Consider the following 18309-nt stretch of genomic DNA (forward strand, 5'->3'; position numbering starts at 1 on the left):
GGCGTTTCCTGTCCGTATCTGGCTCGTTGCCCGGTTTGTGGCCGAGCCATGTGGCCAGGGGGAGAGAGCCTGGACGATCGGCCTGCGACGAACGGAGCCGCAGTGACGTTGACGACGAACGGGCGCCGGGTACTGATCACCGGTGGTACCGGATCATTCGGTCAGACCATGGTGCGCCGGCTCCTCGACCGAGGGGTCGAGGAGGTCCGGGTGCTCAGCCGGGACGAGGCCAAACAGGACGCGCTGCGCCGACTGCTCGGGGACGACCGGGTCCGGTACCACGTCGGCGACGTGCGGGACTACGACTCGGTGTTGCGGGCCAGCCGTGGCATCGACTACGTCTTCCACGCGGCCGCCCTGAAGCAGGTGCCGTCCTGCGAGTTCTTCCCGCTGGAGGCGGTCCGCACCAACGTGGTGGGCAGCGCCAACGTCGTCGAGGCGGCGGAGCGCAACGGGGTCGGCTCGGTGGTCGTGCTGAGCACCGACAAGGCCGTCTACCCGGTGAACGCGATGGGCATGACCAAGGCGCTGATGGAGAAGGTGGCGCAGGCGCACGCGCGGAACAACCCGAACAGCGCCACCACCGTCTCGTGCGTCCGGTACGGCAACGTCATGTACTCGCGTGGCTCGGTCATCCCGCTCTTCATCGAGCAGATCAGGGCCGGCCGCGCGCCCACGGTGACCGACCCGGGGATGACCCGGTTCCTGATGTCGCTGGAGGAATCGGTGGAGCTGGTCGAGCACGCCTTCCAGCATGCCCGGGCCGGCGACATCTTCATTCGCAAGGCCGCCGCCTGCACCATCGGCGACCTGGCCGAGGCTGTCTGCCAGCTGTTCGACGTACCGGCCAAGCTCGACGTGATCGGCGTACGGCACGGCGAGAAGCAGGACGAGACGCTGGCCAGCCGGGAGGAACTCGTCCAGGCCGACGACTTCGGCGACTTCCTCCGGGTGCCGCTGGACGCCCGTGACCTGAACTACGCGCTCTACGTCTCCGAGGGAGAGCTCGGGCCGGGACCGGCCGAGGACTTCAACTCGGCCAACGCACCGCGGCTGGGCGTACCGGAGATCGTCGAGCTGTTGAAGACGCTGCCGGAGGTCCGCGCCGAGTTGGCCCTACGGGATCCGGTGCTGGCGTGCTGAGGCTCGCGATCACCGGTGCCGGAGGCTTCCTCGGATGGCATGTGCAGGTGCTGCTGCGCGCCCTCGGCTGGCCCGAGCCGGCCGTCGTCACCCGGTCCGACCTGGCCTACCCGGAGCAGGTGGCCGCGAAGGTCGCCGGGGTCGACCGGGTGCTGCACCTGGCGGGGGTGAATCGGGGGGAGCCCGCTGAGGTAGCGGGTGGCAACGTCGACCTCGCCGTTCGGCTCGCCGAAGGGCTGCGGCGCTGTCCGACCCCGCCCGGCGCCCTGGTCTTCGCCAACTCCGTGCAGGCCGGCAACGGCACTCCGTACGGCGACGCCAAGGCCACCGCCGCGGGCATCCTCGCCGACGTCGGGCTGCCCTTCGATGACCTGCTGCTGCCGAACCTGTACGGGGAGCATGGCCGGCCACACTACAACTCCGCGGTCGCCACCTTCTGCCGACTGCTGGCCGACGGCGGGCGGCCCGAGGTGCACGGCGACCGGGAACTCGCCCTGGTGCACGTCACCGATGCGGCGGCCCGGCTGGCCGGGATACCGGCCGGCGGGTCGTGGGACCCCGCCATGCCGGCACTGCGGACCGGCGTCCGAGACCTCGCGGACCGGCTCACCGGGATCGCCGCCGTCTACCGCACCGGCGAGATTCCGTCCCTGCTGGACCGGCACGACCTGCGACTGTTCAACACCTACCGCTCCCACTGCTTCCCGGCGCACTACCCGCTGGCCCTGCCGCGCCGGGCGGACGCCCGGGGCGAGCTTGTCGAGACGGTCAAGGCCCACGGGGGCGCCGGTCAGACCTTCTGCTCCACCACCCGCCCGGGGATCACCCGCGGTGAACACTTCCACCTGGCCAAGGTGGAACGCTTCGTGGTGCTGCGCGGTTCGGCCGAGATCAGCCTGCGCCGAGTCGGTGACACCGAGGTGCTCCGATTCCCGGTCACCGGCGCCGAGCCGGTGCTGATCGACATGCCGACCATGTGGGTGCACAAGCTGGTCAACACCGGCCCGGACGAACTGGTCACCATGTTCTGGACGAACGAGCTGTTCGACCCGGCCCGGCCGGACACCTGGCCCGAGCCGGTGGAGCCGGCTCGCCCGGCGCCCGTGGCGGTCGCCGCGTGAAGGTCGGTCTGGTCAGTCAGTGGTATCCGCCCGAGGGAGTGTTCATCCCGGGCAACCTCGCCAACCAGCTCGCCGAACGGGGCCACGACGTGCGGGTGCTCACCACCTTTCCGAGCTACCCGCACGGTCGGGTCTTTCCCGGTTGGCGGCAGCGATGGCGGCACCGCGAGATCGACGGCCGGGTGGCGATCCGGCGAGTGCCCGCGTACCCGAGCCACGACACCTCGGCCGCCCGGCGGGCGCTGAGCCATCTCTCCTTCGGGGCCAGCAGCGCGCTGGCCGGTCTCGGCTGGCTGGGCGGCGTAGACGTGACCTACGTCTACCACCCGCCACCGACCGCCATCGCCGCCGCGGCACTGGTCCGGGCGGCCCGGCGAACCCCGATCGTGCTGCACGTGCAGGACATGTGGCCCGAGTCGGTGCTGCAGTCGGGGATGGCGCCGACCGGTCGGCGTGGCCGCCTCCTGGAGCGCGGCCTGACCGCGCTGATGCGGACCACGTATCGGCTGGCCGGGGCCATCGTGGTGATCTCGCCCGCGATGGCCGACCTGATGGTGGAGCGGGGGGCCGACCCGGCTCGGGTGCGGGTGGTGTGGAACTGGACCGACGACGCCCTCTTCCGCCCGGTGCCGGCCACCGACGAGGCCCGTGCCGTGCTCGGCCTTCGCGGCCGCTGCACCGTGATGTTCGCCGGCAACCTGGGACTGTTGCAGGGGATCGAGACGGCCATCCGGGCGGCGGCCGCCGTCGGCGACCGGATGGACCTGGTGCTGGTGGGTTCGGGCGCCGACGAGGACGCCGCGCGGCGGCTCGCCACCGAGCTCGGAGCCGACAACGTACGGTTCGTCGGCCGTCGTCCGCCCGAGCAGATGGCCGCGTTGTACGCCGCCGCCGACTGGCAGTTGGTCTGCCTGCGCGACCTACCGGCCCTGCGCGGCACCATCCCGTCGAAACTGCAGGCCGCGCTGGCCTGCGGCGCGCCGGTGATCGCGGCGGTGGGCGGTGATGCCGCCGCGCTGGTTCGCTCCACCGGCGTCGGACTGGTCTGCCCGCCCGAGGACTGGCGCGCACTGGCCGAACGCTTCATCGAGGCGGCGGCCCGGCCGGCGGCGGCCCGGGCCGAGCTGGGTAACCGGGCCCGCCAGGTCTACCGGGACCGGATGTCGCTCCGGGCGGGCGTCGACCAGATCGAGGACATTCTGGCCAAGGTGGCCGCGGAAAAAGGACGGCCATGACCCGGATCATGACGGTGGTCGGTACCCGACCCGAGATCATCAGGCTCTCCCGGGTGATCGCCCGGTTGGACGACACCGTCGACCACGTGCTCGTGCACACCGGTCAGAACTGGGACAGCACGCTTTCCGACGTCTTCTTCACCGAACTGCGGCTGCGCGAGCCGGACCGCTTTCTCCGGGTCGACACGTCCTCGCTCGGCCGGGTGCTGGGCGGCGTGCTGGTCGGCGTCGAGACGGCCATCGCCGAGCTGCGACCGGACGCGCTGCTGGTGCTCGGAGACACCAACAGCTGCATCGCCGCCCTGATGGCGCGGCGGATGCGGATGCCGGTCTACCACATGGAGGCCGGCAACCGCTGCTTCGACCTGAACGTGCCGGAGGAGACCAACCGACGGCTCGTCGACCACGTCGCCGACTTCAATCTGGTCTACACCGAGCATGCCCGGCGCAACCTGCTGGCCGAGGGATTGCACCCGCGGCGGATCCTGCACACCGGATCGCCGATGCGCGAGGTGCTGGAGCACTACCGGGTGGACATCGCCGCATCGACGATCCTGCGCCAGTTGGAGCTCACGTCCGGGCGGTACTTCCTGGTCAGCGCGCACCGGGAGGAGAACGTCGATCGCCCGGACCGGCTTGCGATGCTGCTGGACTGTCTGCGCGCGGTCCGTGACCGCTGGGGCTACCCGGTGCTGGTCTCCACCCACCCGCGTACCCGCAAGCGCCTGGAGGCGCTGGCGCCGGACGTCACCGCCCTTGACGGGATCGCGTTCCACGAGCCGTTCGGCCTGCTCGACTACGTGCACCTGCAGACCAGGGCCTACTGCACGCTGTCGGACAGCGGAACGATCAGCGAGGAGTCGGCCATCCTCGGGTTCCCGGCGGTCACCCTGCGCGAGTCGATCGAACGCCCGGAGGCGTTGGACGCCGGGGGCATCATCATGACCGGTCTTGACCCCCAGGGTGTGGTGGAGGCGGTCGAGGTCACCGTCGAACAGGTGGCCGCGCACGGCGTGCCCTGCCCGGCCGACTACCGGGTGCCGGACACCTCGCGCCGGGTGGTCGACTTCATCCTGTCCACCGTCCGCCGCCACCACGACTGGGCCGGCATCCGCCGCTGACGCTGTTCCCAGGGGCCCGGTGACCGGCATTCCGGTCACCGGCCCGCATCGCTTCCGCAGAATCGGTCGCACCCCCGCTGGCGCCGCTTGTCGCTGCGCGAGTTGCCGGGTCGTGGCTCGCCGGATCTCCGAGCCGACCCCTCGATCCGGTCACGGTCGGGCGACCCGCGTGCGATCCATCGCGCGAACCGCCGCCCTGGGTGGGCCGGAACTCTGGGGTTCCCGCGACGGGGGAGGACACGGAACGACCCGCCGCCCCGGTGATCGCGGGCGGCAGGTCGACACGTGTGGTCAGCGTGAGAGTGGCACCTGCACCGAGCCGTCGCGGAGCCCGGACGACTGGGCACAGAGGAGCGCGAGCTGCGCGATGACCCGCTCCGGTTCGTCGTACGGGTCGAGCCCGCTGACCTCGAGCGGGTCCAGCGCCGGGACACTCACGTGCGAGATCAGCGGGTGCAGCGGCCGGTTATCGGTCTCGCCGGTGCCCAGCAGGTCCTCGTGCAGCTTCTCGCCGGGCCGCAGGCCGGTGTAGACGATCGGTACCGAGCTGTCCGCCTGCTCGGCCAGCTGCCGGGCCAGGTCGGCGATGCGCACCGGCTCGCCCATGTCGAGCACCAACGCCTCGCCGTCCCGGCCGATCTCCGCAGCCTGCAACACCAGGTGCACCGCTTCCTGCACCGTCATGAGATAGCGGGTCACCTCGGGATGGGTGACGGTCAGCGGGCGGCCCGTCTCGATCTGCCGCTGGAACGCGGTCACCACGGACCCCCGGCTGCTCAGCACGTTGCCGAACCGGACGCTGAGGAAGGTGCCCGGGAACCGGGAGGTGGCGTGCGCGGTCAGCCGTTCGGTGATCCGCTTGGAGTAGCCGAGCACGCTGATCGGGTCGGCCGCCTTGTCGGTGGAGATGTTCACGAACCTGGCCACGTCGCGGCAGGCGTCCAGCACCGACAGGGTGCCCCAGACGTTCGTCTTCACCGCCTCGCCGGGGTGCCGTTGCAGCAGCGTGAGGTGCTTCAGCGCGGCCGCGTGGAAGATGACGTCCGGCCGGCGTTCCTGGATGATCCGGCGGACGCCCTCGTCGTCGCGCAGGTCGGCGAGGATCAGCTCGGGGCCGTCAAGCAGGGCCCGCCCGGCCAGCGACATCTGCAGGCTGTGCAGGGCCGACTCGTCCCGGTCGAGCATCATCAGCTCGCCCGGGTCGGCCTTCATCAGCTGGCGGCACAGCTCGGAGCCGATCGAGCCGCCGGCTCCGGTGACCAGGACGCGGCGGCCGGCGATGCTGTTGCTGGTCAGGGGCAGGTCGGCGACGACCTGGCGGCGGCCCAGCAGGTCGCTGATCCGCACGTCGCGTACGTCGGTGACGGTGATCCGGTGGTCAACCAGGTCGCGGACCGGAGGCAGCACCTTGAACGCGGCGCCGGTCTGCAGGGTGGCCTCCCGGATCTGCCGGATCAGCGCGGCGTCGGCGTTGGCGACCGAGAAGATGACGGTGCTGGCCCCGGTGCGGCGGACGGCGGCACCGACGTCGTGCCGGCCGCCGAGCACCCGCACCCCGCCGATGCGCAGGTCGCGCTTGTCCGGGTCGTCGTCGAGCGCGCCCACCGGCAGGTACCGGCCGCGCGGGTCACTGAGCATCGCCCGTAGCAGGCCCTGCCCGGCGTCGCCCATGCCGAACAGCAGGACGGGCGTGGAGGAGCGGATGTCCGGCCGCATGGCCAGATCCCGGCGGTGCCGGTAGGCGAACCGGGCGGCGAGCATGAAGAGCAGGGCGAGGGCGCCCCCGACCAGCGGAGTGCTCGCCGGCACCGGCCGGTCGACCGACGGCAGCAGTCCCAGCAGCACGATGCCGGCGGTGGTGATCGTGGTACCGGCCACGCCCTGCACCTCTTGCAGGCTGCCCAGCGGATGCCGGCCGGAGTAGAGCCGGCGCAGTGCTGCCACCGCGACGTGTACGACGGCGGCGACCGCGCCCACGCCGGCGGCGCGGCCGAGCATGCCCGGGGGCAGCTGGAACTCGTACCGGGTCCAGACGGCCGCGAGGAAGCCACCGATCCACGCCGTGGTGTCCGTGGCGAGGAAGCCGGTGGCCCGGCGGCGTGCCCTGGTCCGCGATGTCGGTTCCGTACGGGTGCTCTGTGTGTCCCGCGGCATGTGTGCTCCTGTCCGGTCTCCGGCCACTTCCACCAGGTGCTGGTGGGAAAGGTTTGTGCTCGTTTAAGTAGTTACATGCCGAAACTCGCTCTTTGGGCGTTTTTGCGATTGACGGCCGAACATACCTGCGGCGGGCGCCGCGCGGACGATCCCGATCACCGGGCGGGCACGCCCTTCACCACCACGCCCTCCGGCACGTCCCGGACCACGCAGGCGCCCGCGCCGACCGTGCTGTCCCGTCCGACGCGCAGCCCCTGCAACACCGCCGCGGTGGTGCCGATCAGCACCCCTTCGGCCAGCTGGCAGTCACCCGAGACGGCGGCGAGCGGGTTCACCGAGACGTAGTCGGCGAGGGTGCTGTCGTGCCCGACGGTGGCGTTCTGGTTGAGGTGTACGTGCCGGCCGATGGTCACGTTGGTGGTGACCCGGGCGCCGGCGAACGCGACGAACCCCGGCCCGTGCTCGGTGTCCGGGCCGATCGTGGCCGCCGGGTGGACCAGGCTGGCCGCCGGCGTGCCGTACCGGTCGACGCGTTGCCCGACCGCCCGCCGGACGCGGGGATCCCCGATGCCGATGACGTGGTGGGTGTCCGGCGGCGCGTCGCGCAACCAGGCGAGCCCGCCCAGGTACGGCACGTCCAGCCGCTGCACCCGCTTCAGGTTCTCCTCGGCGGGCCGGTCGTCGAGGAAACCGAGCAGCCGCCAGCGCGGCCGGCCGGCGGCGTTGACGGCCCGGGCGATGGTCAGCACCTCCCGGCCGTGGCCGCCGCAGCCGACCACCACCAGTGGGATCGTCACGCCGTCGCCGCTCCGGTCCGCAGGGACAGGAACTCCTCGATCGCGCCGAGCACGTATCCGATCTGCGGCTCGGTGAGCGCGCTGCCGCTGGGCAGGGTGAGCCCTTCGGCGAAGAGCGCGTCGGCCGCCCCGGTGAGCAGGCTCTCGGCCCCGGCGTAGGCCGGTTGCCGGTGCATCGGCTGCCACACCGGCCGCGTCTCGATCTCCCGCCCGGCCAGGTGGGTCGCGAGGTCGGCGGTCCGCCAACCGGCCCGTTCGGGGTCCACCCGGATGCAGGTGAGCCAACAGTTCGACTCGGCGTCCTCCGCGCCGATCAGCTCGACCCCGGGCACCGGCGCGAAGAGCTTGGCGTACCGGTCGCGCAACTGCCGGCGGCGGGCGATCATGCCGTCCAGCCGGACCAGCTGGGCCCGGCCCAACGCGGCCAGCAGGTTGCTCAACCGGTAGTTGTAACCGGTCTCGCGGTGCTCGTAGTGCGGTAGCGGCTCGCGTGCCTGGGTGGCCAGGTGCCGGGCCCGGGCCAGCAGCGCCAGGTCGTCGGAGACCAGCATGCCGCCCCCGGAGGTGGTGATGATCTTGTTGCCGTTGAAGGAGAGGGCGCCGATCCGGCCGAAGGTGCCGGCCGCCCGCCCGCCGTGCCGGGCGCCGAGTGCCTCGGCCGCGTCCTCCACCACCGGTACGCCGGCCTCCGCGCAGAGCGGCAGCAGGGCCGTGTAGTCGGCGCAGCTGCCGAACATGTCCACCGGCACCACGGCGCCGACCCGCTCGCCACTGGCGGCCAGCCGGCGCAGCAGTTCGGCCAGCAGCGGCACGTCGACGTTGCCGGTGCGCCGGTCGCAGTCGACGAAGACCGGCCGGGCACCGGTGTACCGGACCGCGTTCGCGGTGGCCACGAAGGTCAGCGTCGGCACGACGACCACGTCGTCGGGTCCGACCCCGACGCCCAGCAGGGCCAGGTGCAGGGCGGCGGTGCCGGAGCTCACCGCGACCGCACCGCGGGCGCCCACCCGCTCGGCCACGTCGCGCTCGAACGCGTCGAGGTCGGGGCCGACCGGCGCGACCCATCCCGAGCGCAGGGCGGCGAGCAGGTACGACTCCTCCAGGGGCCCGACGTCGGGCGGTGACAGGTGGATGGTCGGGCTCATCAGGCGCCTCCGGGGCAGGTGGTCATGCCGGGGTGCGATCGAGGGACGCCGGCCGGTTCGGTGTGCCCAGGAACTCGGGGGCGGTGGGGGAACCGGCCGCGGCGATGCCCTCGCGGCGCAGCACCGTGCGGACGGTCGCCACGAGGATCGACAGGTCCAGCCGGAGGCAGCGGTTGTCGACGTACTCCACGTCGAGGTGGAACTTCTCCTCCCAGCCCAGGCCGTTGCGGCCGTGTACCTGGGCCAGTCCGGTGACTCCGGGCCGCACCTCATGCCGGCGGGCCTGGGTGGGGGAGTAGCGGGGCAGGTACTCCGGCAGCAGCGGGCGCGGCCCGACGAGGCTCATGTCGCCGCGCAGCACGTTCCAGAGCGTGGGCAGCTCGTCCAGGCTGGTGGCGCGCAGCCAGCGGCCCAGCGGGGTGAGCCGGTCGCCGTCGGTGACCAGCCCGCGGCTCGGATCGGGCGCCCGCATGGTGCGGAACTTGACCACGTCGAAGAGCCGGCCGTGCAGCCCGGCGCGACGCTGGCGGAACAGCACCGGGCGGCCGAGTCCCAGCGCGACCAGGAGCGCCACCACCACCAGCGCCGGCGTCGCGAGCAGCAACAGCACGGCGGCCACGGTCACGTCGAGGATCCGCTTGCCCCGCTCGGGCCGGCCCTGCCGCCGCGGCCGGCGTTCGGGCGCAATCGCGAGACCAGGCACCGTTTCGACCTCCCGCAATAAGTCATCTGACAACAAACGGTTTGTAACAGGCGGTTAGCTCGCAGTGGGGCCGAATTACGACACTCGGGCGGTAACCAGTCGGATCAACCCCGGAACTCCTGCCGAGGACACGGCCCTGACCAGCTGGATCCCGCAGGACCATCGGGTTGGGGTGGGCGTTGCTCCGGCGGCGCGGCCGGGTCATCCTCCGGTCGGTGCGGGCGCTGGTGGTCGGCTTCCTGGCCGCCATGGTGGCCACCGTGCTGAGCACCTGGGCGCTGGACCTGGCCGGTTTGGTCACCCGGGACATGCTGCTGGCCGAACGGCCGCTGACCGACTTCATCTGGCGGCCCGACGCGCTCTCCTGGGTGGTCGGTCTGCTCGCCGGGGTGGCCGGCATGCTCTCGCTCACCTCGAAGGAGTCCGGCAGCCTGGTCGGCGTGCTGATCTCGGTCACCACGGTCCCGGTCGCGGCGAACGTCGCCGTGGCCGCCGTCTACCGGGTCTGGAACGAGGCGGCCGGCTCGGCGCTCCAGCTGTTGATCAACCTGTGTGCGATCGTGCTCGCCGGGCTGCTCACCCTCGCCGTACAGCAGTTGGGCTGGTGGCGGCTGGCCCGACGGGAGGCCGGGCGGCCCGCGCGGCGCGGGCGCTGAGTCAGCTCACGGCCAGCCGTCGCCGGCATCGAGCCGGCGGGCGAGCAGCGCCCGGAGCGGGACGGACTCGCCGTCCCGGCCGCCCTCCCCGACGATCAGCGGCGGCGGGCTGGGCTGCGGCTCGGCGCCGAACAGCCGCGCCCGCAGACCGCCGGGCACGGTCAGCAGGTGGAACCGCCCGTCGACGTCCACCGCCCGGGTCCGGGCCCGGTCGACGTACCAGCCGGTGAGCCGGGTCCGGTAGCGGCCGCTCCCGGCGTAGTCGCGGGCGGCCAGCCGGGTGGTGGCCAGCCCGCGCCGGGTCGCCTCGGCGACGAACCCGGCCACCAGTTCGGCGGCCTCGGCCCGCTCCGCCGCCCGGCGCTGCTCGTCGGCCGCCGCGTGCGCGCGCACCGCGCGGCGCTGCCGCTCCCGCCAGTCCAGGCCGTCCACCTCACTCACGAGGCGACGGTACGCCCACCCGCCCGTCCGCCACCGCCCGCCTACCCGCCGCGCTTGTCGCTCGGCCGGGCTCCGCGCCGCCGTTCACCGTGCCCACACTCGTTCGTCGCCGCCCGCCTGCCCGCCCGCGGTGGTCGCCTGGCCGGGCTCCGCGCCGCGCCCTCGGGGCCTGCCCCGTCTGTGCGGGCAGCTCGACAGGGCGTGACGACCGTGGACCGACCTGGCTCGCCGCGCCGGGCTGGTCGGCCCGGCGCGGCATCGCGTCGCCGCGCGCCAGGACGTGCGGCTCGTCAGGCCAGGCCGGCTCGGCGCAGCGCGTCGGCCATCGCGCCGTTGGCCGGCGCCGGAGCCGTACCGCCCCGGCCCTGCCGCTGCGAACCGCCGCGTCCGCCCTGGCCGCCGCCGCGTCCGCCCTGGCCGTCCCGCCCGCCGCGCCCGCCCTGGGCACCGCGGTCGGCGCGGTCGGCGCGCGGGCCGCCCGACTCCCCGCGACCGCCGCCGCGCTCCCGGCGGCCGCCGGGCTCCGCGTCGTCCTCCAGTCGCAGGGTCAGCGAGATCCGCTTGCGCGGCACGTCAACGTCGAGCACCTTGACCCGGACCACGTCACCGGACTTGACCACCTCGCGGGGGTCCTTGACGAACGTCCGGGACATCGCCGAGACGTGCACCAGGCCGTCCTGGTGCACCCCGACGTCCACGAACGCGCCGAACGCCGCCACGTTGGTGACCACGCCCTCCAGCACCATGCCGGGCGTCAGGTCGCTGATCTTCTCCACCCCCTCGACGAAGGTGGCGGTGCGGAACTCCGGCCGCGGGTCGCGGCCCGGCTTTTCCAGCTCGGCGAGGATGTCGGTGACGGTGGGCAGGCCGAACGTCTCGTCGACGAAGTCGGTGGCCCGCAGCCCGCGCAGGATGGCGTTCTTTCCGATCAGCGACCGCAGGTCCTGCCCGGTGTGCGCCAGGATCCGGCGTACCACCGGGTACGCCTCCGGGTGCACGCTGGAGGAGTCCAGCGGGTCGTCGCCGTCGGGAATGCGCAGGAAGCCGGCGCACTGCTCGAACGCCTTCGGGCCGAGCCGCGGCACCTTCTTCAGCTCGGCGCGGGAGCGGAACGGTCCGTTGGCGTCCCGGTGCAGCACGATGTTCTCCGCCAGCCCGGCGCCGATGCCGGAGACCCGGGTCAGCAGCGGCGCGGACGCGGTGTTGACGTCCACCCCGACCGCGTTCACGCAGTCCTCCACCACCGCGTCCAGCGAGCGGGAGAGCTTCACCTCCGACAGGTCGTGCTGGTATTGGCCGACCCCGATCGACCGGGGGTCGATCTTGACCAGCTCGGCGAGCGGGTCCTGCAGGCGCCGGGCGATGGAGACCGCTCCGCGCAGCGAGACGTCCAGCCCGGGCAGCTCCTGGGCGGCGTACGCCGACGCCGAGTAGACCGACGCGCCGGCCTCGGAGACCACCACCTTGGTGAGGTTGAGCTGCGGGTGCCGCTTGATCAGCTCACCGGCCAGCTTGTCGGTCTCCCGCGAGGCGGTGCCGTTGCCGATAGCGACCAGCTCCACCCGGTGCGCGGCGGCGAGCCGGGCCAGCGTCTCGATCGAGGCGTCCCACTGCCGGCGCGGCTCGTGCGGGTAGATCGTGTCGGTGGCGACCACCTTGCCGGTGGCGTCCACCACGGCGACCTTCACCCCGGTACGCAGGCCCGGATCGAGGCCCATGGTCGCCCGGGTGCCGGCCGGGGCGGCGAGCAGCAGGTCGCGCAGGTTGGTGGCGAAGACCCGGACCGCCTCCTCCTCGGCCGCCTGCCACAGCCGCATCCGCAGGTCCGCGCCGAGGTGGATGAGGATCCGGGTGCGCCAGGCCCAGCGCACCGTGTCGACCAGCCACCGGTCGGCCGGGCGCCCCTGGTCGGTGATGCCGAAGCGGCCGGCGATGGCCGCTTCGTACCGGGTCGGGCCGGTGGCCGGCGCGTCGGAATCACCCTCCGGCTCCGGGTCCATCGTCAGGTCGAGCACGCCCTCCTTCTCGCCCCGGAACATCGCCAGGATCCGGTGCGACGGCAGCTTCGGGTACGGCTCGGCGAAGTCGAAGTAGTCGGCGAACTTGGCGCCGGCCTGCTCCTGCCCGTCGCGTACCCGGGAGACCAGCCGGCCCCGCGACCACATCTGCTCGCGCAGCGACCCGATCAGATCCGCGTCCTCGGCGAACCGCTCGATCAGGATGGCCCGGGCGCCGTCCAGCGCGGCGGCCGCGTCGGCCACCCCCTTGTCGGCGTCGACGAAGCCGGCGGCCACCTCCCGGGGCTCCCGGGACGGGTCGGCCAGCAGCGTGTCGGCCAGCGGCTCCAGCCCCGCCTCGCGGGCGATCTGCGCCCGGGTCCGCCGCTTCGGCTTGTAGGGCAGGTAGATGTCCTCCAGCCGGGACTTGGAGTCGGCGGCCATGATCTGCGCTTCCAGCGCCTCGTCCAGCTTGCCCTGGCCGCGGATCGACTCCAGCACGGCGGCCCGCCGCTCGTCCAGCTCGCGCAGGTAGCGCAGCCGCTCCTCCAGGGTGCGCAGCTGGGTGTCGTCGAGCAGGCCGGTGGCCTCCTTGCGGTACCGGGCGATGAACGGCACGGTGGCGCCGCCGTCGAGCAGCTCCACGGCCGCCCGCACCTGACGCTCGGCGACGCCGAGCTCCTCGGCGATCCGCTGATGAACAGAGAGGGTCACGATCTCGATCCGCCTTCGGGTCTGGGTTCCGCCCTGCATTCTGCCGGCCCCTCGCCGGAAAGGTTCCGGCGCGGTTCCCTCAAGGTCGGCTGCCGCCCAAGGTCCGTTACGGGCCCGGGTCGGGATCGTTGGTCACCGGGCGACGCCGCGTACCGGGCCGGCATGGTCGCCTCTCAATGACAGCGCAGCAAGGCAACGGGAGCATCGACGTGACCCTGACCGCCAGTCCAATCGCCACGCCCCGTACCGAGCGGCGACAGAACTGCTTCGACGCTCTTCGGCTGCTGGCCGCCGTGTCCGTCGTTGTCGGGCATGCGAGCACCCACCTCGGTGCCGGGTTTCTGTGGTACCGCCAGGACAACGGCCTGTGGTTCTTCGACGGGGTGATGGCGTTCTTCATTCTCAGCGGCGGCATGGTCTACGCATCGGCGGAACGGTGCCGTCGAGATGGCCGGCCCGTGCGGGAGTACCTGCGGAACAGATTCCTCCGGATCGTCCCGGCAATCTACGTCTACTTCGCGGTCATCGTCGCCGTGTTGCTGGTCCTGCGGGTCGTGCCGATCGGCGCGGTCGGCAGCACGCCGTTCCTGGCCTGGGCGGTCAGCAACCTGGCATTGATTCCCGTGTACCACCCGGCGCTGCTCGACGGGTTCGGCGTCGGTGTGCTGAACGGCAGCTTGTGGACCATCCCCGTGGAGGTCAGCTTCTACCTGATACTGCCCGGACTGGTGTGGCTGGCCCAGCGGATCGGCTTCCGCGCCATGATCACGACGGCGTTCGCCGTTGGCGTCGCCGGGACCGTGCTGCAGGCCGCCCTCGGCGGCCCGACGACCGAACTGCTCGCCGGGAAGTTGCTCGGCGTGACGTTCTGGCCCTGGCTGGCCTTCTTCGTCATCGGCATCGCGATCGGCCGAATCTGGACGAGGCTGCCGCACCACTGGACGCTGGCCGCGGGCAGCGTCCTGCTCTACGCGGCGTGCACCGCGCTACGCCATCTCACCGATGCGGCGTGGTCGATGGTCGTGGGCATCGCCGTCGCGCTGCCACTGGCGTACCTGCTGTTCTGGCTCGGCCATTACGGCCCCGCCGCGCTGCGCCGAATGACCGAGCGGGTGGGTGACCTGAGCTTCGGCGTCTACATCTGGCACATGCCCGTGATAAACCTGTTGATCTGGTCGGGTACCGCCCGGCACTTCCGCGACACCGTGCTGGTCACCGCGGTCATCGGGCTCACCGGCTTGCTCGCGTTCGCCTCCTGGCACCTGGTGGAAAGGCCGGCGCTGCGCCTCAAGCGGTACAGCTCCCGAGCCGGCGGAAACACGAACCGTGACCAGCCGGCGCCGCAGGCTGGCTAGCCCTCGTCGTCGATCGCAGGGCTCCCGCACCCCCGCCATTTCCGTTGACAACCCGCTAGACGAGTTGTTCCGAAGTTCGGTCAGTGGTCGTAGGCGATCAGTGACCTGGTGACGGGTGCGCCGGTCTTGTTGTTGTGCCAGATCGCGGCGGCCATGGCCAGGAGACGCTGAGCCACCCGCACGGCAACGCCGGCGAAGGTACGCCCGCCGTGTTCCTCCAGGTCAAGCTGGCCCTTGAGGGTGTCGTTGACCGACTCGATGAGCTGGCGGACCTTCTTGAGCATCGCCTCGCCGTAACGGGCCTTCTCCCGCTTGCGGGAGGGCCGCAGCAGTTCGATGCCCTGCTCGGCCAGGTCCCGCTCGAATGCCTTGGACGCGAAGCCCTTGTCCGAGATCAGCAGGATGCCCGGGTGTTCGGCGACCACACCGGCCTCGACCTCCAGCATCGCGGCGAGGACCTCTCGCTCGCCGATCTTCGGGTTGGCCAGGGCCCACAGGATCGGCATTCCGGTCGGGGTGCAGACCAGGTACAGCCGCAGGCCCCAGAAGAACCGGGAGTGGGAGGCGCAGTAGCCGTATCCGGCCCAGCCGGCAAGGTCCGAGCGTTGCACCGTCGGGCGGGACATGCCACACGGGACCGGGGTGGAGTCGACGATCCAGTGGTTGTCGAACCAGAAGTCACTGTCACGGGCCAGATCCCGGATCACCTGTTTGACCAGCGGCAGCGCCGCGCGGAGGCGCTTGTTGTACCCGGGGCGCTGGGGCAGGTACGGGAACATGCCGGCCAGGTGGACACGGGCGTAGCGGATCCAGTGGGCCTCCGAACGGGCGCCGAGCAGAACCTGCGCCACGGCCAGGCAGACCAGTTCGGAGTCGGTCAACAGCGGCGGCCGGCCCCGCCACCGGGGCGTGCGGATGCTGTCGTCGATCTTCACGTACAGTGCGGTCAAGAGGGTGTCCAGGTCTTGCGTCACAACATGATCTTGGATGCCCTCTCTTCATGCCCAGACATCGACCCCTGACTTCGGAACTACTCGTCTAGTGTCCTGAGTCGTTGGAGAGTTGATTAATTCTGGTGCAGTAGTTGGCGAGGTTGTCCAGGATCTCGTCGGCGGTCTTGACCCATACGAAGGGCTTGGGGTCTTCGTTCCATGCGGCGATCCAGGCGTTGACGTCAGTTTCGAGGTCCTTGACGCTGCGGTGGCTGCTGCGGCGTAGTTTGCGGCGGGTCAGTTCGGCGAACCAGCGCTCGACCAGGTTGAGCCAGCTGCCCGAGGTCGGGGTGAAATGCAGGTGGAAGCGGGGATGCGCGGCCAGCCAGGTCCTGATCGCCGGGGTCTTGTGGGTGGCGTAGTTGTCGCAGATCAGATGGAGATCCAACTCGGGCGGAGTGTTCGCGTCGATGGTCTTGAGGAACCGCAGGAACTCCTGATGCCGGTGGCGGCGCTGGTGCTGGCCGATCACCTTGCCGGTGGCCACGTCCAGCGCCGCGAACAGGCTGGTGGTGCCGTACCGGATGTAGTCGTGGGTCTGCCGCCCAGGCACACCCGGCATCATCGGCAGCGTCGGCGCGCTGCGGTCCAACGCCTGCATCTGGGATTTCTCGTCGACCGCGAGGACCATGGCCTTGTCGGGCGGGTCGAGATACAACCCGACCACGTCGCGGACCTTCTCGATGAACTGCGGGTCCTTGGACAGTTTCCACGTGTCCACCAGATGCGGCTTGAGGCCGAACGCCCGCCAGATCCGAGAGACCGCGGTCTGGTTCAACCCGACGGCCTTGGCCATCGACCGTGTCGACCAGTGCGTGTCGTTGTTGGTCGGCGCCTCTTCGAGTGTCTTCACGATCACCGCCTCGACCTGCTCATCGGTGATCTTCCGAGTCGCGCCCGGGCGCGACTCGTCCGACAGGCCCTCCAGCCGGTCACGAACAAACCTGGCCCGCCACTTGTTCACCGTCTGCGGCCACACCCCCAACGCCGCGGCGACGTCCTTGTTCGTCGTACCCTCCGCACACGCCAACACAATCCGCGCCCGCAACGCCAACGCCTGCGCCGTTTTCGCCCTACGCGACCACGACAGCAACGTCTCACGTTCCACATCGGACAACACAAGCTCGGCTTTCGGGCGACCCGTTCGCGGCATACCCACAGCCTAACCAACTTTGGTAACGGATCAACGACTCGGGACACTAGCGTTGCGATCATGGAAACACCCTCGGACCCCCGCGCCCGGCGGCTCTTCGGCGGCAGCGCCCGGGCCCTCGGCGACCTGGCGACCAGTCCGTTCCGGTCGGACCGCGACCGGATCGTCGGCTCGCCGTTCTTCGCCCGCCTCGGCGGGGTCACCCAGGTGATCAGCCCGGTCGGCGCCGGCCTGCTGGTGCACAACCGGCTCACGCACAGCCTGAAGGTCGCCCAGGTGGCGCGGGCGATCGCCGAACGGCTCACCGCCGACGGCGAGTACCGCGACCTGCTGGCGAAGCTCGGTGGCTGCGATCCGGACGTGGTGGAGGCGGCCGCGCTCGCGCACGACCTGGGCCACCCGCCGTTCGGGCACCTGGGGGAGCGGGTGCTGGACCGGCTGGCCCGGCACCGGCTGGGGCTCGCCGACGGCTTCGAGGGCAACGCGCAGTCGTACCGGATCGTCACCAGCACCGAGATCCGGGGCGCGGCGACCACCGGCCTGGACCTGACCGCGGCCGTCCGGGCGGCGCTGCTGAAGTACCCGTGGACCCGGCTCGACCACCCCGACCCGCACCCCCGGCTGATGGAGCCGCCACCGCGCGGCGCCACCCCGCCGCCGGACGACCCGGCCAGCGGCTCGGCGAAGTTCGGCGCCTACCGGACCGAGATGGACGACCTGCGCCAGGCCCGGGAGCCGTTCGTCGGCCGGATCGCGGACTGGCAGCAGACCGTCGAGGCGTCCGTGATGGACACCGCCGACGACATCGCTTACGCCATCCACGACGTGGAGGACTTCTACCGGGTCGGGGTGCTCCAGCAGGGCGCGGTGGCTGCCGAGCTGATGGCCTGGCAGCGCGAGAGCGGGCACTTCCGGGCCATCACCGACGCCGCCCTGGGCAGCGCGGCCCGCCGTCCCGGCGCGGCGATCGAGCGGCTGCGCCGGCAGTTGCACCGCAAGGACGCCTGGGTCGCCGACGACGAGGCGTTCGCCGCCGCCGTCGAGCACGTCCGCGAGGAACTGGTCGAGGGGCTGCTCGCGGTGCCGTTCGACGGCTCGATCGAGGCGGAGCAGTACGTGGCCCGCTTCTCCGCCCGGTGGACCACCCGGTTCGTCGACGCGATCACCGTGGTGGAGCACCCCTCGGTGCGTTCCGGGCACGTGTTGCTGGCCCCGGCGCAGTGGCACGAGGTGCAGGTGCTCAAGTTCGTCCACCACCGGTTCGTGCTGGCCCGCCCCGACCTGGCCCTGCACCAGCGCGGTCAGGCCCGGCTGCTGGGCACGCTGGTGGAGGCGCTGCTGGACTGGCTGCTCGACCCCGAGGAGGAGTCCCGGCTGCCGCGCCGGCTGCACGACCTGGTGGAGCTGGCCGAGGCGGAGCTGCATCCGCGGACCCCGGACCGGATCGGCAAGGCCCGGGGCCGGGCCATCGTCGACTTCGTCGCTCAGCTCACCGACAACCAGGCGGTCGCCATGCTGGACGCGCTCTCCGGCCGTTCCGGCGCGCTCTGGACCGACGCCTTCGTGCTCTGACCGCCGGCCG

15 protein-coding genes are annotated in these 18309 nt (G+C 71.8%); 7 read left to right on the forward strand and 8 right to left on the reverse strand.

What is annotated here, in order from left to right; all coding sequences use genetic code 11:
* The first annotated feature begins 48 nt into the window (after positions 1-48).
* Genes FHX32_RS30885 through wecB form a run of 4 tightly spaced genes read left to right on the forward strand, consistent with a single transcriptional unit; the run spans position 49 to position 4620 of the window.
* Positions 49-1143 (forward strand): SDR family NAD(P)-dependent oxidoreductase, encoded by a 1095-nt coding sequence (locus FHX32_RS30885; protein ID WP_208419616.1) that lies wholly within the window; start codon positions 49-51, stop codon positions 1141-1143.
* Complete coding sequence (locus FHX32_RS30890) at positions 1137-2264, forward strand: SDR family oxidoreductase (RefSeq protein ID WP_167191209.1); 1128 nt, start codon at positions 1137-1139, stop codon at positions 2262-2264. Before FHX32_RS30885 ends, FHX32_RS30890 begins: the two co-directional genes overlap by 7 nt.
* Positions 2261-3499, forward strand: coding sequence for a glycosyltransferase family 4 protein (locus FHX32_RS30895; RefSeq protein ID WP_167191211.1), 1239 nt, complete (start codon positions 2261-2263; stop codon positions 3497-3499). The genes FHX32_RS30890 and FHX32_RS30895 overlap by 4 nt, the downstream gene beginning before the upstream one ends.
* The gene (wecB, locus tag FHX32_RS30900; protein ID WP_167191213.1) at positions 3496-4620 is read left to right on the forward strand and encodes a non-hydrolyzing UDP-N-acetylglucosamine 2-epimerase; all 1125 of its coding nucleotides are present in this window, start codon (positions 3496-3498) and stop codon (positions 4618-4620) included. Before FHX32_RS30895 ends, wecB begins: the two co-directional genes overlap by 4 nt.
* A 291-nt stretch (positions 4621-4911) precedes the next feature.
* Here the strand turns inward: wecB and FHX32_RS30905 are convergent, their stop codons facing one another.
* The 4 genes from FHX32_RS30905 to FHX32_RS30920 all read right to left on the reverse strand — a co-directional run bounded on the left by FHX32_RS30905 (position 4912) and on the right by FHX32_RS30920 (position 9419).
* Complete coding sequence (locus FHX32_RS30905) at positions 4912-6774, reverse strand: nucleoside-diphosphate sugar epimerase/dehydratase (protein WP_167191215.1); 1863 nt, start codon at positions 6772-6774, stop codon at positions 4912-4914.
* Positions 6775-6929: 155 nt separating this feature from the next.
* Complete coding sequence (locus FHX32_RS30910; protein WP_167191217.1) at positions 6930-7571, reverse strand: acetyltransferase; 642 nt, start codon at positions 7569-7571, stop codon at positions 6930-6932.
* Positions 7568-8716 carry an aminotransferase class I/II-fold pyridoxal phosphate-dependent enzyme gene (locus FHX32_RS30915; RefSeq protein WP_167191219.1) on the reverse strand — a complete coding sequence of 383 codons (1149 nt, stop codon included), beginning with the start codon at positions 8714-8716 and terminating at the stop codon, positions 7568-7570. Before FHX32_RS30915 ends, FHX32_RS30910 begins: the two co-directional genes overlap by 4 nt.
* A gap of 22 nt (positions 8717-8738) precedes the next feature.
* Complete coding sequence (locus FHX32_RS30920) at positions 8739-9419, reverse strand: sugar transferase (RefSeq protein WP_486481429.1); 681 nt, start codon at positions 9417-9419, stop codon at positions 8739-8741.
* A 215-nt stretch (positions 9420-9634) separates the two neighbouring features.
* On the opposite strand from FHX32_RS30920, the gene FHX32_RS30925 reads away from it, so the two are divergent.
* On the forward strand, positions 9635-10075 hold the full coding sequence (locus FHX32_RS30925; protein WP_486481430.1) for a DUF389 domain-containing protein: 441 nt from the start codon (positions 9635-9637) through the stop codon (positions 10073-10075).
* Between the two features lie 6 nt (positions 10076-10081).
* Here FHX32_RS30925 and FHX32_RS30930 read toward each other — a convergent pair whose 3' ends face one another.
* On the reverse strand, positions 10082-10516 hold the full coding sequence (locus tag FHX32_RS30930) for a hypothetical protein (RefSeq protein WP_167191221.1): 435 nt from the start codon (positions 10514-10516) through the stop codon (positions 10082-10084).
* A 290-nt stretch (positions 10517-10806) separates the two neighbouring features.
* Positions 10807-13266, reverse strand: a complete 2460-nt coding sequence (locus tag FHX32_RS30935) for a Tex family protein (protein WP_167191223.1) — start codon at positions 13264-13266, stop codon at positions 10807-10809.
* 89 nt (positions 13267-13355) lie between these two features.
* Here FHX32_RS30935 and FHX32_RS30940 point away from each other — a divergent pair, with 89 nt between their 5' ends.
* Positions 13356-14582 (forward strand): acyltransferase family protein, encoded by a 1227-nt coding sequence (locus FHX32_RS30940; RefSeq protein ID WP_208419617.1) that lies wholly within the window; start codon positions 13356-13358, stop codon positions 14580-14582.
* An 80-nt stretch (positions 14583-14662) separates the two neighbouring features.
* Here the strand turns inward: FHX32_RS30940 and FHX32_RS30945 are convergent, their stop codons facing one another.
* Both FHX32_RS30945 and FHX32_RS30950 read right to left on the reverse strand, forming a co-directional pair.
* Entirely contained in the window at positions 14663-15556 is an 894-nt protein-coding gene (locus FHX32_RS30945; RefSeq protein ID WP_167191227.1) for an IS982 family transposase, read from the reverse strand.
* A gap of 64 nt (positions 15557-15620) precedes the next feature.
* Positions 15621-16727 carry an IS630 family transposase gene (locus tag FHX32_RS30950; RefSeq protein ID WP_109903726.1) on the reverse strand — a complete coding sequence of 369 codons (1107 nt, stop codon included), beginning with the start codon at positions 16725-16727 and terminating at the stop codon, positions 15621-15623.
* Between the two features lie 60 nt (positions 16728-16787).
* On the opposite strand from FHX32_RS30950, the gene FHX32_RS30955 reads away from it, so the two are divergent.
* The gene (locus FHX32_RS30955) at positions 16788-18299 is read left to right on the forward strand and encodes a dGTP triphosphohydrolase (RefSeq protein WP_167191229.1); all 1512 of its coding nucleotides are present in this window, start codon (positions 16788-16790) and stop codon (positions 18297-18299) included.
* Positions 18300-18309 lie beyond the last annotated feature (10 nt).

Source organism: Micromonospora sp. CNZ280 (genome assembly GCF_011759515.1).